The sequence below is a fragment of the bacterium genome, assembly GCA_021372615.1.
Lineage (GTDB): Bacteria > Armatimonadota > Zipacnadia > Zipacnadales > UBA11051 > JAJFUB01.
This window is the reverse complement of record JAJFUB010000055.1, coordinates 71,577-86,693: the sequence shown is the minus strand read 5'-3', so window position 1 is coordinate 86,693 and position 15,117 is coordinate 71,577. Positions and strand designations below refer to the sequence as shown.

The window sequence follows — 15,117 nt, the reverse complement described above, 5'->3', positions numbered from 1 at the left end:
TGCAACAGCGCCTGCTCAAGCGCGGCAGCTTCGGCAGTCTGACCGACCTGAACGACAAAGTGATGCGCTTCATCGACCACTACAACGCCGATGAGGCGCATCCCTACCGCTGGACCTACACCGGCCAGCCGAGGGCCGTCTAACTGTATATGTTTTTCAAAGGCACGACACTAGCACCAGCACCGACAACCGAGGAATGCACCCGGAACCGGCCATCGCGAACCGGGAACCGAGGACAAGGCGGCGCACGCGGTCATTGCAGGAGAGAGGGGGGCGACGGTTGAACCTGAGACCATGGACACCACCCGCGCGCTGCTGCTGGGGATCGTGGGCTGTTTCCTGCTGGGGGTGTGGCCGGCCGCGGCTGACCAGACGCCCCTCTATCGCGACCCTCGGGCCCCGCTGGAAGCCCGCGTCAGCGATCTCCTGGGGCGGCTGACGCTCGAAGAGAAGCTGTCACTGCTGGGCGGCACGGGGTTTGGGACGCGGCCGATCGAGCGCCTGGGTCTGCCCGCGATGGGCATGTGCGACGGGCCCATCGGCGTCCGCGGCGGCGGCCCCGGCACCTCTGGCCCTGCGACGGTCTTCCCCTGCGGCATCGCCATGGCCGCCACCTGGGACCCGGAGATCGTGCAGCGGATCGGGGCGGCCATCGGGCGCGAGGTGCAGCACAAGGGCGTCGGCGCGCAGATCATCCTCGGGCCGTGTGTCAACCTGCACCGCACCCCCCAGGGCGGGCGCAACGGCGAGAGCTTCAGCGAAGACCCCTACCTGGCGTCGCGCATGACGGTGGCCTATGTCACCGGGGTGCAGAGCACGGGCGCGGCGGCCTGTGTCAAACACTTCGCAGTCAACAACCAGGAGTGGCAGCGCGGGACCATCAGCGCCCAGGTGGACGAGCGGGCGCTGCGCGAGCTGTACCTGCCCGCCTTCCAAGCCGCCGTGCAGGAAGCCCACGTGTGGGCGGTGATGAACGCCTACAACCGCCTCAACGGCACGTACTGCTCGGCCAACCGCTATCTGCTGACGACCATCCTCAAGGACGAGTGGGGGTTCGACGGATGCGTCATGACCGATTGGGGGGCGGCACACAGCCCGCTCGGGGTCGCCACCGGCGGCACCGATCTGGAGATGCCCACCGGCGCCCACATGAACCCGGACAGGCTGACCCCGCCGGTGCAGGAGGGCAAGGTCAGCCGCGGCCTCATTGATGACAAGGTGCGACGGATCCTGCGCACCGTCATCCGCGTCGGGCTCCTCGATGGCCCCAAGACACCCGACAACACTGTTGTGAACTGCGCCGCCCACCGCCAGCTCGTGCGCGAGGCCGGGGCGCGGGCCATCGTGCTGCTCAAGAACGACGGCGGATTGCTGCCGCTGGACCCGGCGAAGCTCCGCTCGCTGGCGGTGATCGGCCCGAATGCCGCTGTGAACCGCCTGGCCATGGGTGGCAGCGGCTACGTGACCGCCTTCCAGAGCGTGAGCGCGCTCGACACGATCCGGGCGCGAGTGGGGCCGGGGGTGACGATCAATTACGCCAAGGGCGCGGACATGGGCGATGAGCCGCCGCCGGTCATCGGCAGCGAGTTCCTCACCCCCGCCGGCGGGCCAGACGGTGAGCACGGTCTGCGCGGTGAGTACTTCAAAGGACGGAAGCTCGAGGGTCGCCCGGTGCTGACGCGGACCGACGCCGTCGTGGACTTCCGGTGGCAGGGCAAGCCCCCGGTGGAGGGACTGGGCGGCAGTGACTACTCGGTGCGCTGGACGGGCAAGCTCACGCCGACCCGGAGTGGTGAGTACCGGCTGGGCGTCGCGAGCGATGATGGCTCGCGACTCACGCTCGATGGCAAGGCGCTTATCAGCAACTGGGAGGATCACGCGCTGGAGGCGCGCTCAGTCACGGTGCGCCTGGAAGCGGGGCGGGCCTATGACCTGCAGGTGGAGTACTACCAGAACTCCGGCGACGCGGCGGTGACACTGGGCTGGCGCGCGCCGGGGGTCGCGCCGGAGCATGATCCGCAGATCCGGGAGGCCGTCGCCGCGGCGCAGCAGTCGGACGCGGCGATAGTGCTCGTGGGGCTGTCCTCCTTCCACGAAAGCGAAGGGCGCGACCGCGACAGCCTGCGGTTGCCCGAGCTACAGGCGGACCTCATCCGGGCCGTCGTCGCCGCCAACCCGCGCACGGTGGTCGTGCTGACCAACGGCACGCCGTTGCTGATGGACACGTGGATCAAGCAGACGCCGGCGGTGCTGGAGGCGTGGTACCTGGGCGAGCAGGGCGGGCAGAGCGTGACGGACGTGCTCTTCGGCGATGTGAACCCCTCGGGCAAGCTGCCTGACACGCTCGCCGCGAAGCGCGAGGACTACCCCGACTGGGGCCACTATCCCGGCGGCGCGGGACAGGTGCAGTACGCCGAGGGGATCCTCGTCGGCTACCGGCACTTCGACGCGCGCGGGATCGCCCCGCTCTTCCCCTTCGGGCACGGGCTGTCGTACACGACCTTCGCCTACGACGACCTGCGGGTCACGCCGGAGACCCTCGCCCCGGCGGGGACGGTGCAGGTGTCGCTGACGGTGCGCAACACCGGCCCACGCGCCGGCGAGGAGGTCGTGCAGCTCTACCTGCACGACCCGCGACCGCGCGTGCCGAAGGCGCCGCGCGAGCTGAAGCGCTTCGCCCGGGTGGCGCTGCAGCCCGGCGAGGGCAAGCCGGTGACGTTCACCCTCGAGGCCCCGGCGCTGGCGTACTGCGACGTGCCCGGCAAGCAGTGGCGCGCCGACGCCGGGGTCTATCAGGTCGAGGTCGGCGCGTCCTCGCGGGACCTGCGGCTGCGGGGGAACCTCACCCTCAGTGCGGACTGGACCCGGCCGATCCCGCACCTGGGCGAGTGGCAGGACGCGGCGGCGGACCTGGGGCCCGATCTGGCGCTGGGCAAGCCGGTCCAGGCGTCATCGGTGGAGAACGAGCAGACCCGGGCGGACTGTGCGGTGGACGGGAACGGCGACACGCGGTGGTCGTCGCAGTTCAGCGACCCGCAGTGGCTCCGGGTGGACCTGGGGGAGGCGGCGACGATCGGGCGCGTGTTGCTCCGGTGGGAGACGGCGTTCGCCAGCAGCTATGTGATCGAGGTGTCGCTGGACGGGGAGCAGTGGCGGCAGGTGTACGCCACCGAGAACGGGGCGGGGGACGAGGAGGTCGTCAGCTTCGCGCCCACCCCGGCGCGGTATGTGCGGCTAACAGGCCGCAAGCGGGGAACGCAGTACGGGTATTCATTGTATACCTTAGGGGTGTACGGGCCGAAGAAGTAGGCGAAGCAGCACGAGCAGACGCACAGTCCAATCACGACGAGGGAGACAATGCCGATGGCGCCATTCAGAATCGCCTGTCATCTCATCCAGTATGCCGGCCGGGAGAAGCAAGAGCCGGAGTGGGTGCTGGACAACGTCGCTGCGGCGGGCTACGAGGGCTGCGAGGGCTTCGGCCCGCAGACGGCCGAGGAACTGGTGCAGACCGCCACGTTGGCGGCGCAGCGGGGACTGCACCTGATCAATGTGGGCGGGCCGACGCCCGAGGACAAGGTGCGGTTCAACGCGACCCTGGGCAACAGCGCGGTGGAAGTCCCGGCCGCGCGGAAGCAGTCCCCCACGCCGAGCGACGCCGATTTCGCCGCGGCGGCCGCGGGTCTGGCCGACATCATCGCCCTGTGCCAGCAGCATCACATGAAGCCCTTCCATCACGCGCACATCGGCACGTTCATTGAGACCAAGGAGGATGCCGACCGGCTGCTGGCCGCGGCGCCGGGGCTGGAGCTGCTGCTGGACACGGGCCACCTGACATGCGCGGGCTCGGACGCGCTGGCGACGCTGTGGGCGCACCGGGACCGCATCGGCCATGTGCACCTCAAGGACTTCTGGGCCGTGGACCCGCCGACGTGGCACTGGCCGGGGAGCAAGTTCGGCGAGGCGGGCTGGTTCAAGGAGCTGGGGGATGGCAACATGGGGCTCGACGTACCCGGCGTGCTGACGGCGCTGGAGGAGATCGGGTACGACGGGTGGGTGTCGGTGGAGCTGGACCGGGCGACAGTGCCGATGGAAGAGGCGGCCCGCAAGAACCGGGACTACCTGCGCAGCCTGGGGTACTGAGAGTCCACGAACGGAGTAGAGAAAGAGACGGGACAGGCCGCGTGGCCTGTCCCGTCTTGGCTGCTTCAGGTGGTGCGCCGGCCTACAGGCTGAACTGCCACTGCAGGCCAAACTGGCCGACGTCCACGGTGTCGCGCTCGGCGTACAGGTACTCGAGGGTCAGCTCGTTGTTCTTGTCCATCTGGTAGGCATAGCCGAACTTCCAGGCATTGTACAGATCCCCGAAGATGTCCTTGCTGGGGTTGTACTGCTCGAACCGGATGTACGGCGTGCCCTGGCCGACCTTGCGGGCGATCTGGCCATAGAAGCCGGTGACTTCCTGGCCGAACAGGCGCCCGATGATCCACTCGCCCTGGAGGCTCCAGGGGCTGGGGTCGGTGTGCACGAAGAAGCCGAACATCTCGCGGTCGGTGGTCATCGGGGAAGTGCCCACGGTCTCGGTGAACTCGCCGCCGATGTAGCTGACCCCGAAGTCCACGACGTCCCGGCGCCACTTGAGGTCGAGGCTGACAGTCTTGTTGGCGTTGTTGTCGGGGCTGATGAAGTTGCCGTTGACGAGGCCGAAGTACGCGGTCGGTTCCCAGTCGCCCGCGGACTTGCGGATGAAGTAGACGCCCTGGTCGGTGGGGCCGTTGCAGTACAGGCCGCGCAAGCCGGCGGCGCCGTAGCCCTCGACGCCGGGGAAGCGGTCGAAGGGCAAGCGCTTGGAGCTGCTCTCGAACGCATCCCAGCCGAACCTGTTGTAGACGCGCCCGAACTCCACGCTCCACAGATCGCTGAGCACGTAGTTGACGAACAGGGCCTCGAGATCAATGTTCTGATCCTTGGTGCCCAGGCGCCGCAGGGAGACGACCGCGGTGGTGCGGTCATTGGGCTTGGAGATGAAGTTCAGATACATGCGGCGGATGAGGAACTCATCGCGGGCACGAGTGGCGCTGTCAGGGTTGAAGGCCGCCGGCGGCGAGGCGGCCGGCATGGTCATGCGGCGGTCCTCGTAGCGCGCATGGGTGTAGCCGCTGACGGTGATCTTGTCATACCAGCGTGACGGTGGCGCGGCGGCGGGCTGTGCGGCGGGCTGTACTGGCGGCGGGGCCGCCTTCTGGGCCTCGAGCTTCTGGATGCGGTCCAGGGCTTGCTTGAGCGCGTCCTGGAGCTGTTTGACCTGGTTGCTCAGGTCCTCGACCGTTGGCGCTGCCCACGCGCCGGCCGCGAACGACAGCAGCAGCGTTCCGACTAGCAGCATGACCCACAGCTTTCTCATGACCCGTCCTCCCTGCTCTCTGATGATGCCGCAAAGGGGCAGGACCCCTGTTGAGCACGCGCCAGCACCCCGTCGTCCACAAGCCAAAAAGGGTCACGAAATGCTTCGCGACCCTCGTGCGCTCTCCGCGGTAGCCGCGGCTCTCCAGCCGCAGCCCGTGAGGGATGAACCCATAGTCCACCACACCGCCACCACACCCGGTTGTGCCGGCGGACAGGACTTGTGCCGCCGGAGGTCGAACGAACCTGCGGCAAGTATAGTACGACGCTCCGCAGGACGCAAGGGCATTGTGGCCTGCGGGGCGGAACGGCCTGTGCGGCTCTGGAGAGCCGCGCTCCAACGGCACGGCCATCGCTGGTAGGAGAATGCCATGCCCTCGATAGACACAGAGCGCGAGCACGTGCGGGAATTGGCCCGGCGGGTGGCGGAACTCGCCGCCAGCCCCGAGTACGAGCAGCGGCGCCGGCGGTGGCGTGATGTCAACGGCCTGCGGCGGCCGGACCGGGCGCCGGTGTGGCTGCGGCCGGCCGGGTGCTGGCCGGAGCTGCTGCCCGAGGCGGACTTCCAGTGTGAGAACCCGTTCCTGCGCGGCATGGAGCGGCGCCTGCGCATGGACCTGGTCAAACATGACATTGGCGATGACCACGTCTTCGAGGGCTGGTGGGACGTGCCCGCGGTCTTCGACTGTGACAGTCAGTACACGTGGGGGCTGCGCACCCAGGTGCTCGTGGACAGCACCGACCTGGGCGGCTGGCGTTACGAGCCGCCGCTGAAGACGCCCGAGGATTTCGAGCGCGTCACGCTGCCCACGTTCACCTACAACCCCGCCCGCACCGAGGAGGCGCTATCGCGCGCGGACGAGGTGCTCGGCGACATCCTGCCGGTGCGCCGGACCTGCGGGCCGCACCTGCACCAGACGCTGGGGGCGTACCTGGACCAGCTCCGCGGGCTGGGCGGGATGATGCTGGACCTGTATGTCCAGCCCCACCTGATCCACCGGCTGATGGCTAAGGTCCTCGAGGCGTGCCTGCGGGACCTGCGCAGCGTTGAGGAGAGCGGGTTGCTGACCCCCAACAACACCGGTGGGATGCACTGCTCGGACCCGATCAACGGCGCCCCGCCGCCGGGGCAGGTGCGCCTGCACAACCTGTGGGCCGATGGCAACAGCCAGGAGTTCGATGAGGTCTCGCCCCGGCAGTGGGAGGAGTTCCTGCTGAGCTACCAGAAGCCCATCTTCCAGCAGTTCGGCCTGGTCCACTACGGCTGCTGCGAGGACCTGACCACCAAGATACAGGGCGTGCTCTCGATCCCCAACCTGCGCATTTTCGTGTGCTCGGCCTGGACCGACCTGGACCAGGTCGTCGCCGCCTGCGGCCAGAAGTACTGCATCATGTGGCGGCAGGCGGCCGCCGAGGTGACGTTGCCGGACACCCTGGACAGGGTCGAACAGCACCTGGACGAGGGCCTGCGCAAGCTGCAGGGCCACTACTACCAGATCGTGCTGCGGGAGTTGCAGACCCTCGGTGGCCACCCACGGCGGCTGCACGAGTGGGCGAAGCTGGCCATCGCGAAGGCGGAGCAATGGGCGTGAACGGCAGTAGATAGCAGATAGCAGAGAGTACATAGCAGATAATGGATAGTAGGCAACAAGGAGACAGATGCGATGCGGACCGTACGACTGGCCTTGGTGACGCTCCTGCTGGCGGGCTCGATGGCGCTGGCCCAGGACCGCGAGACGCTCTTCCAGGTCTCGACCCTCGACGCGCTGCTGGCGGGCGTGTTCGACCGCGCCATCAGTGTGGGCGAGCTGCGCCAGCATGGCGACACCGGCCTGGGTTGCTTCGAGGCAGTGGACGGGGAGATGGTTGTGCTCGACGGAAGGGTCTACCAGGTGCGGGCCGACGGGTCGGTGCACCGGGCCACGAGCCACATGGGCAGCCCCTTCGCGGCAGTCACGTATCTCGACCGTGACAGTGAGGTGCGGCTGGATCAGCCTCTGGACCTCAAGGGGCTCGCGGCCCTGGCCCTGGGAAAGCTGCCGAGCCGGAACCTCTTCTGCGTGCTGCGGCTGGACGGGGAGTTCGCGTACGTGAAGACCCGGAGCGTGCCGCGCCAGCACAAGCCCTATCCGAAGCTGCTGGACGTGGCAGCCAAGCAGCCGACCTTCGAGTTCCGCGAGGTGAAGGGGAGCCTGGTGGGGCTGTACTGCCCGTACTACGTGGCCGGGTCCAACATGCCCGGCTTCCACTGGCACTTCCTGAACGAGGCGCGGACCGGCGGGGGGCACCTGCTGGAGTGCAAGCTGACGCGGGGCACGCTGTGGCTGGACCCGACGCCGCGCTACACGCTGTCGCTGCCCCAGAACGACGCTTTCCTGCAGGCGCAGACCGCCGCGCCGGACACGGCCGGGGCGCAGCAGGTGGAGCAGGACCGGAAGTAACCGGGGCTGCGAAAAAACTTGAGTAAATCCTTATGACGTTGCAGGAACCCCTCATATTCCCGCCGAATACGCTGCGCCATGGGGCGTGTTAACGCTCCCATACCAGCCCCGCAGGGCTGGACACGGAGGCGTCCAGGGAGGCATACCCAATGCGACGGACCGGTTTCACACTCATCGAGCTGCTGGTGGTCATAGCCATCATCGCTATCCTGGCAGCCATCCTCTTCCCGGTGTTCGCGAAGGCCCGGGAGAAGGCGCGGCAAAGCAGTTGTCTGGCCAACGGCAAGCAGGTCGGCCTAGCACTCATGTCGTACGCGCAGGACTACGACGAGTCGCTGCCCCAGAGCTGGGTTGACGCTGACGCCAGCGGCGACGGCACCTCGGGCGTAGACTACACCTGGCGCGGCTCGGTCCTGGCGTACTGCAAGAATGCCCAGATCTTCCAGTGCCCCAGCAAGAAGCTCTCCAGCCCGTTCGGCAGCGTCCCGGACTATGGCTACAACTCTGGCTACGGCATGAATGAAGTGCACTGGGCCAATGCCGGCTCCACGTGCGAGCCGCCGGCCGCTCAGTCGCTGGGTTCCATCCAGTACCCCGCGCAGTGTGTGCTGCTGATGGAGACTGAAGGCAGCCAGTCCGTCTCCAATACCGACGGCGCGGATGTCCATGGTGTGAACAGCGAGTTCACGAAGGCCGCCTACCCGGCGCTGTACCGCCACAACGACGGCAGCAACTTCGTGTACTGCGATGGCCACTCCAAGTGGAACAAGATCAACAACATCAAGTGCGCCACCGGGAACTGCGAGTACAGCATCAGCGGCAACTAACTGCCCATCACCGCTGTGATACCAGACGGCGCCTCGGCAACGGGGCGCCGTTTTCTTTGGCCCGGCAGGCAGAGGGGCCGACTGACCGGCGGCGAAATGCCCTGCGGCGGACCAGGGCGGGGCATTGGGCGCAGCACCACACGGACCCCGCCACTCACCGGCCATGAACGAACAACGCTTCCGCATCCTGGAGCCTCGGGCGCTGATTGAGATCGGCCTGCCCACGGCGTTCTTCTGGGGCACGCTGGTCCTGCAGGGCGCCCTCGACGCCGCCTTCCGCGTGCACTTCGGCGCCTTCGGGATGAACCTGATGGTCTACAACACCGTGCTGGCCGTCGGGTTCACGTGCGTCTGGGTGCTGGCTCTGGTGTGGACGCAGACCGAGGTCGTGCTGTCGCCCAAGAGCATCCGGCTGGAACTGCTCGGGCGGCCGCAGTGGGAGCTGCCCTGGGCGCAGCTCATGGCGTGGACGTGGGACTGGCACTGGACCGGCGTGCCGCAGGGGATCGTGCTGGTGCCCAAGCGCCAGGTATTGCCGTACCGGCTGCGGCTCGGGTTCCTGGGTCTGGGACGGCGCGTGGGGAAGGTGGTTGTGCCCTACCTGCCGTATGTGCCGCTGCTGAAGGCGCTGGGCTACTACCTGCCGGGCGAGCAGTGGCAGGAGCCGCCACCGAAGCCGCTGAAGATGGGGTGGTGAGGCGGGGCCGGGAGGGTGCATTACTGCGGGCCTGCCGATGCCCTGTCGCTGATCTCCTCCGCCGTCAGCGCCCGGTCCCATAGCTTCACTTCATCCAGCAGGCCCGTGAAGCAGGCCCGGTGCCCGGCCTCGTAGCTGCCCAGGCACAGGGGGAGCGTGTTGGGCTTGGCCGGGCCGGGGCGGTCCATCGCGCCGCACGCCTCGCCGTCCATATAGACCCTGATCGTCTGCCCGTCGAAGGTCCCCGCCAGGTGCACCCAGCGCCCGGTCGGCAGCGGCTTGCTGCCGGTCAGGTGGTGGCTGAAGCTCGTGACCGGCACGCCGAAGCACGGCTTGCCGCCCGACAGCCCCAGCCGGTAGCCCGTGTTCGTGCCCCCGCTGAAGATGTGGTTCACGATCCACTTGTCGCTCTGGCCCGGCACGTCGGTCTTCACCCAGCACTCGACCGTCAGCGCCGCCAGCGACAGCGCCGGGTGGGGCGGGACGGTGACGCTGCCGCCCTCGCAGACCAGGGCCTGGCCGACGTGGCCGGGGGCGTGGGTCGCCTTCGTCACCATGCCGCCCAGGCCATGGCCGGAGTAGTCCAGGGCCACGGGGCTGTCATCCGCCTCGTCGAAGGTCCACCAGGCCACGAGCCCCGGCACGTCGCCACCGGGCTTCGTTACATGCCGGCCGCAGAGCTTCCGCGCCTCCTGCTCTCGCGCCAGAAGCTCCCGCATCGCCGTGTCATAGGGGCCCAGGCCGATATCCTCAGGCAGCAGGTCGGTATGGGCCTCGGGGGCGGTGGAGAAGACCTTGCGCACGGCGTCCAGGTAGCCGAAGCCGTACTCGCGGTAGGGCGCGAGGTAGTGCCCCTCGCCCCATTCGTTCCAATTGTCCAGCAGCAACATGCGGCTGCCCAGTTGGTCGGCGGGGAGCGTGGCGATGAAGTCCTTCGCCTGGCGGAGGAGGCCCTCGAACTCCTCAGGCGGGATCTTCCAGATGCTGCCCTCGTCCCGCCAGCCGCTCCAGGCCTGTGACACGGTGGCGACCTGCGGCAGAATGTTCAGCTCCTGCGTGCGGCGGAGGTAGTTCATCTGCGCGGCGATGGCTTGCTGCGGGGTGGGGCTGTTCGGGACAGGCCAGCAGTACGCGAAGGTGTAGTCGAGGCCGAGTTGCTTCATCAGCTCGAGGTGCTTGGGGTCCAGACCACGGTACTCGCCCAGGAGCGTCAGGCCGGAAAAGCCGGCCTCGCGGCAGGCCTGCCGCATCTTGTCGCAGGCGGACCGCACCTGCTCAACGCCACCGAGGTCCTGGACGAGGAACTCGGGGCGGTAGATGAACAGCACGGGCTTGCCGTCCACCTTCAGGTAGCTGTCGCGCCGGAAGTAGTTGCTGATCCAGTAGGGCAGCAGGTTCTCCATCAGGTCGCGCTCATCGGCCACACCGGCGGTGCCGCGGCTCTGGTTCTCCCACATGATGGTCCACTTGAGGTGCTTCTCGAAGCGCGCATGGAAGAGCGCCTGCTCGATGGCGCTGGAGAAGCGGGTCGTGACCGGCCCGCCCTGGCTGGAGCGGTACCAGCAGTAGACGAAGAACGAAACCGCGTGCTCGACAGCCCACTTGGTCTCCCAGTCGGAGACCTCGGGGTTGGCCTGGTCGTAGAAGCCCAGGGCCGGGGTGCGCTCGGGGTGCTTGCTCACAACCTGGTCCCACATGCGCGGCTTGTCGGCTTCCCACAGCGGGCAGTGGTGGGCGCCGATGAGGAACTGGGTGGCGGCAGGCTGCGGCTCGGGGATGTAAGGGAGCTTACGGACCGGCAGGGCCGGGAGGAAGCGGATCGTCAGGGGCGCAGTGGCGGTCACGGCGCCGGCAAGCTGGAGGCGTATCTCGGCCGCACCCGGCGCGGCGGCGATGACCTCCCACGCCAGGTCGCGCTCCTCATCCGGCTGCAGATGCGCTGCCACGGCGGCCTGGCCCTCGGTGAGCCTCACCCCCTCCGGCAGCAGCAGCGTGGCCTGCAGATCGGTCGCAGCCGCCCCGTTGTTGGCGACCCGGGCGAGGAGGAGGCAGGGGCGGCCGGCCCGGCAAAGGGGCTGGCGGGGCTGGAAGCTGCGCAAGACCACATCCTGCGCGGCCGCCAGGCCGGCGGTCAGGAGGAGCAGAGCAACAGGGGCGAGGAGCTTGAGTGGCATGGCGCCTCCGGCGGACGAGGTTGCCCGAAGGCTTCGCCGCCGGAGGCGCGGGTCCTGCTGAAGGCTGTGCGTCGTCGGGCGCGCCCACCCTCGTAGGGCAGGTGGCCTCGCCTGCCCTACCCCGCCGCGCGCGGGCGAGGCCGCCCGCAGTACTGGACCGGAGGTCCAGAGGCTACTCGCCTTCCTTGAGCTGGGACCAGACCCAGCCCCGCGGCGGGGCGAGGAAGCCGCGGACGGGGCTGTCGGTCTGCTCCACCGTGGTCAGGACCTGGCCCGTGTGGAAGGAGACCGTGAAGGCGATGCCGTGGTCACCGCGCTTGCCGAACAGGAACACCTGCGCGCCGCCCACGAGGGACTGCTCCAGGACCGTGAAGTCCGGGATCGTGGCGAGCTGCTTCTCGTCGCCGGTGAACCAGACGCTGCTGATGTGCGTCACCGGCTTGCCCCCCTCGTCCTTGGTCTCCACGACGAGCGATTCGCTCTTGCTGAGCATGAACTCCTCATTGGCAGGGGGGAAGAAGTGCGACATCTTGCGCCATTCGGGCTTCTCGTTGCCGAGGAGCAGCTCGTAGTACATCGGCCCGATGCCGCCGCGCGGCAGGCCGATGGCCGGGTTGTCCATGTGCCAGTAGATACGCCCGGGCTGGCCGTCATCCGGCAGCGCGATGGCGTTCTTGCCGCCGCCCAGGAAGTCCTCGGGGTCCACCGTGGCCGGGGCCGGGGCGATCGTGCCCCAGCGGACCTGCCAGGGCATGCCGACCATCGGCCGGCTGTAAGCCACCCAGCGCTTGCCGGTCTGGTCCACGGCCGCGTCGCCGAAGTCAAAGGCGGAGGCCAGCCGGATGGGCTGGCCCGTGGAGCCGGGAGCCAGGTAGAGCAGGTCATGGCCCGAGCGCGAGGTGCGGCGAATGGCGATGATCGAGCCGTCAAGCTGCGGGTGGAAGTCGCTGACGCCGTGTATCAGCACCGTCGGGTTCGTGCCGGCCGCCGACACCTGTACCAGGTCGCCGTTCAGGTTCGGCTCGTCCGCAATGGGCTCAAGGTAGAGCGCCGAGGCCGTGCGCGCCCTCGTCGGGCCGCCGTAGCGGAAGGTGCGGTTCGTGGCGGTATACAGGTGCTTGAAGTTGCCGTGGGCCAGGATGACGATCCGACCGGGGGTGAGGACCTGCGCGTACATCTCACCAGGGCGCGGCAGGCCCAGGGACGCGTCCGGGAACGTCGTCTCATCCGCGCGGACGAGCTTGATGTCGCCCTCCGGGACGTTCAGACGCTTGGCCAGATCGCGACAACAGGGGCGTACCCCCGGCGGCAAGGCAACGGGATCGGCGGCCCACGCGCCGGCCAGCCCCAGGGCCGTCAGGGACCAGGTTACGAGCAAAGCAGCGAGACAGGTGCGCTTCATGCGAGACTCTCCTCAGTGTACTATCTTCGTCTGCCCCCTACGCGCCTTAGAGGCAGATGGGGGATCGGTTGTTCCCGGGCGTGCTGTTGGCGCGCAGCCCTCCAGGGCCGCATCGGTCTGCGATGAGGCTTGCGGCTCTGGAGAGCCGCGCTCCAGAGGCCCTCGCGTTGACGCCTACCGAGGCGACGGCTATACTGACTTGCGGACCTGATGGTCCGCCGAAGGAGTGTTCCCCCATCGCCCCCCGAGCACGACGTACCCTCTGGCAGGTGCGGGACCGTGATCCCGCGTTTGAGCAGGCCCTCGCACATGCGCTGGGGTTGCTGCCCCTGGTCGCGGCTGTGCTGCGCAACCGTGAGATCAGCGACGCCGACGCGGCACAGCAGTTTCTCAACCCGCCCCCCGGCGGGCTGCATGACCCGTTCAGACTACCCGACATGGCGCCGGCTGTCGAGCGCCTCCTGCAGGCGCGGGACGCCGGCGACGAGATACTCGTTCACGGCGACTATGACGCCGATGGCGTGACCAGCGCGGCGCTGCTGGTGCGCGCCCTGTCCAAGCTCGGGCTCGACGTGCACTACTTCATCCCGCATCGGCAGCACGACCACTACGGCCTGTCGCGCCGGGCCGTGAAGATGGCCGGGAAAAAGGGCCTCGGCCTGCTCATCTCGGTAGACTGCGGCGTCAGCGACCACGAGATGATCGCCGAGGCGCGGCAGGAGGGCATTGAGGTCATCGTGCTGGACCACCACCAGCCCGGCGAGACGCTGCCGCCCGGCACGCTGGTGGTCAACCCCAAGCGGGATGACTCCGAATACCCCTTCAGCGAACTCACGGCGGTCGGCATTGCGTACAAGTTCATCTGCGCCCTGTCCCAGCGGCTGGATATCCCCGAGCAATCGGTCGCGCGCGCGTTCCTGGACCTGGTGTGCATTGGCACCATTGCCGATGTGGCGCCGCTGGTGGATGAGAACCGGGCTTTCTGCGCGGCCGGGCTGAAGCTGCTGCCGGGCACGAAGAAGGCGGGCCTGCGCGCGCTGCTGGACATCTGCGACACCAACGGGGCGCTCAACGCCACCGACATCGCGTACCGTCTCGCCCCGCGCCTCAACGCCGTCGGCCGCATGGGCGACGCCACCGAGGCGCTGGAGTTGCTGCTCAGCGACGACGAGAGCGAGGCCCTGAAGCTGGCGCTGAACCTGGAGGCGCTCAACCGCCAGCGCCAGCGGGAGCAGGAGCGGACGTACCAGGAGGCGCGGATACAGGCCGAGCGCCTGCTGGAAGAGGATGACTGCCCGGTGCTGGTGCTGTCGCATGACGGCTGGCACCCGGGCGTGGTCGGCATCGTCGCCTCCAAGATCCTCGAGGAGTTCAGCCGGCCGGCGGTCATCATCGTCGAGGGCGACGACTTCTGCCGGGGCTCAGGCCGCAGCCTCCCCGGCTTCCACCTCGCCCACGCCTTTGCCGCGTGCGGCGACCTCCTCGAACGTGCCGGTGGGCACGAGCTGGCCGGCGGCCTGACCCTTCACCGCGACTGCATCCCGGCGGTGCGGCAGCGCCTGTGCGAGCTGGCCGCGGCGTGTCTCTCTCCGGCGGACCTGCTGCCCCGCCTGGAGCTGGATGCGGCGGTGGAGCCGTCGGAGATCACCCCCGAGCTGGCGCAGGCGCTGGTGGCGCTGGAGCCATGCGGGCAGTCCAACCCGGCGCCGCTGCTGTATTCGCCGGCGCTGGAAGTGCTGAGTGTGCGGCAGGTCGGGCGCGACAACAACCACCTGAAGCTGACGGTGGGCGCCGGGCGCATGGCCTTCGAGGCCATCGGCTTCGGCCTGGGCGACGAGGCGCGTTGGATCAGGCGAGGCATGTCCGTGGACCTCGCCCACACGCCGGGCCTCAACGAGTTCAACGGCAGCGTGGGGCTGCAGCTCAGGCTCGAGGCGGTGCGGCGGAGCGGGGACTGAACGGCAAGTGGCAAGTGGCAAGTGGTGGGGGGCGGGGCCGTTGCCGTTCCCCTCTCCGGAGGCCGAAGGCCGAGGGAGAGGGGCAGGGGTGAGGACGCCGTTCGGCGTTGCCGTCGCGTCCGCAGGACGCTCGGCGGCGAGGCCGACCTATGACGGGGCCTCCGGCCGACCGTCCTGCGGACGGAACGCCATGCGGGGAAGGGGAATGGGGGCCG

General features: G+C 68.6%; 10 protein-coding genes. 7 read left to right on the top strand and 3 right to left on the bottom strand.

The genetic code is table 11. The features are described 5' to 3' along the window. Positions 1-294: 294 nt before the first annotated feature. Both LLH23_08730 and LLH23_08725 read left to right on the top strand, forming a co-directional pair. Complete coding sequence (locus tag LLH23_08730) at positions 295-3,309, top strand: glycoside hydrolase family 3 C-terminal domain-containing protein (GenBank protein MCE5238563.1); 3,015 nt, start codon at positions 295-297, stop codon at positions 3,307-3,309. A gap of 54 nt (positions 3,310-3,363) precedes the next feature. After that, a complete protein-coding gene (locus LLH23_08725) occupies positions 3,364-4,143 on the top strand; it encodes a TIM barrel protein (protein ID MCE5238562.1) in 780 nt (259 codons plus the stop codon). Positions 4,144-4,225: 82 nt separating this feature from the next. Here the strand turns inward: LLH23_08725 and LLH23_08720 are convergent, their stop codons facing one another. Beyond that, a complete protein-coding gene (locus LLH23_08720; protein MCE5238561.1) occupies positions 4,226-5,404 on the bottom strand; it encodes an OprO/OprP family phosphate-selective porin in 1,179 nt (392 codons plus the stop codon). Positions 5,405-5,774: 370 nt separating this feature from the next. Between LLH23_08720 and LLH23_08715 the strand changes: the two genes are divergently transcribed. The 4 genes from LLH23_08715 to LLH23_08700 all read left to right on the top strand — a co-directional run bounded on the left by LLH23_08715 (position 5,775) and on the right by LLH23_08700 (position 9,368). Beyond that, a complete protein-coding gene (locus LLH23_08715) occupies positions 5,775-6,995 on the top strand; it encodes a hypothetical protein (GenBank protein ID MCE5238560.1) in 1,221 nt (406 codons plus the stop codon). A gap of 72 nt (positions 6,996-7,067) precedes the next feature. Beyond that, positions 7,068-7,844, top strand: coding sequence for an acetolactate decarboxylase (budA, locus tag LLH23_08710; GenBank protein ID MCE5238559.1), 777 nt, complete (start codon positions 7,068-7,070; stop codon positions 7,842-7,844). A gap of 149 nt (positions 7,845-7,993) precedes the next feature. After that, on the top strand, positions 7,994-8,671 hold the full coding sequence (locus LLH23_08705) for a DUF1559 domain-containing protein (protein ID MCE5238558.1): 678 nt from the start codon (positions 7,994-7,996) through the stop codon (positions 8,669-8,671). 163 nt (positions 8,672-8,834) lie between these two features. Beyond that, positions 8,835-9,368 carry a hypothetical protein gene (locus LLH23_08700; protein ID MCE5238557.1) on the top strand — a complete coding sequence of 178 codons (534 nt, stop codon included), beginning with the start codon at positions 8,835-8,837 and terminating at the stop codon, positions 9,366-9,368. 20 nt (positions 9,369-9,388) lie between these two features. Here the strand turns inward: LLH23_08700 and LLH23_08695 are convergent, their stop codons facing one another. Both LLH23_08695 and LLH23_08690 read right to left on the bottom strand, forming a co-directional pair. Continuing rightward, positions 9,389-11,542 carry a glycoside hydrolase family 99-like domain-containing protein gene (locus LLH23_08695; GenBank protein ID MCE5238556.1) on the bottom strand — a complete coding sequence of 718 codons (2,154 nt, stop codon included), beginning with the start codon at positions 11,540-11,542 and terminating at the stop codon, positions 9,389-9,391. 172 nt (positions 11,543-11,714) lie between these two features. Further along, positions 11,715-12,944 carry a hypothetical protein gene (locus LLH23_08690; protein MCE5238555.1) on the bottom strand — a complete coding sequence of 410 codons (1,230 nt, stop codon included), beginning with the start codon at positions 12,942-12,944 and terminating at the stop codon, positions 11,715-11,717. 269 nt (positions 12,945-13,213) lie between these two features. Between LLH23_08690 and recJ the strand changes: the two genes are divergently transcribed. Continuing rightward, positions 13,214-14,902 carry a single-stranded-DNA-specific exonuclease RecJ gene (gene recJ / locus LLH23_08685; protein MCE5238554.1) on the top strand — a complete coding sequence of 563 codons (1,689 nt, stop codon included), beginning with the start codon at positions 13,214-13,216 and terminating at the stop codon, positions 14,900-14,902. The last annotated feature ends 215 nt before the right edge of the window (positions 14,903-15,117 follow it).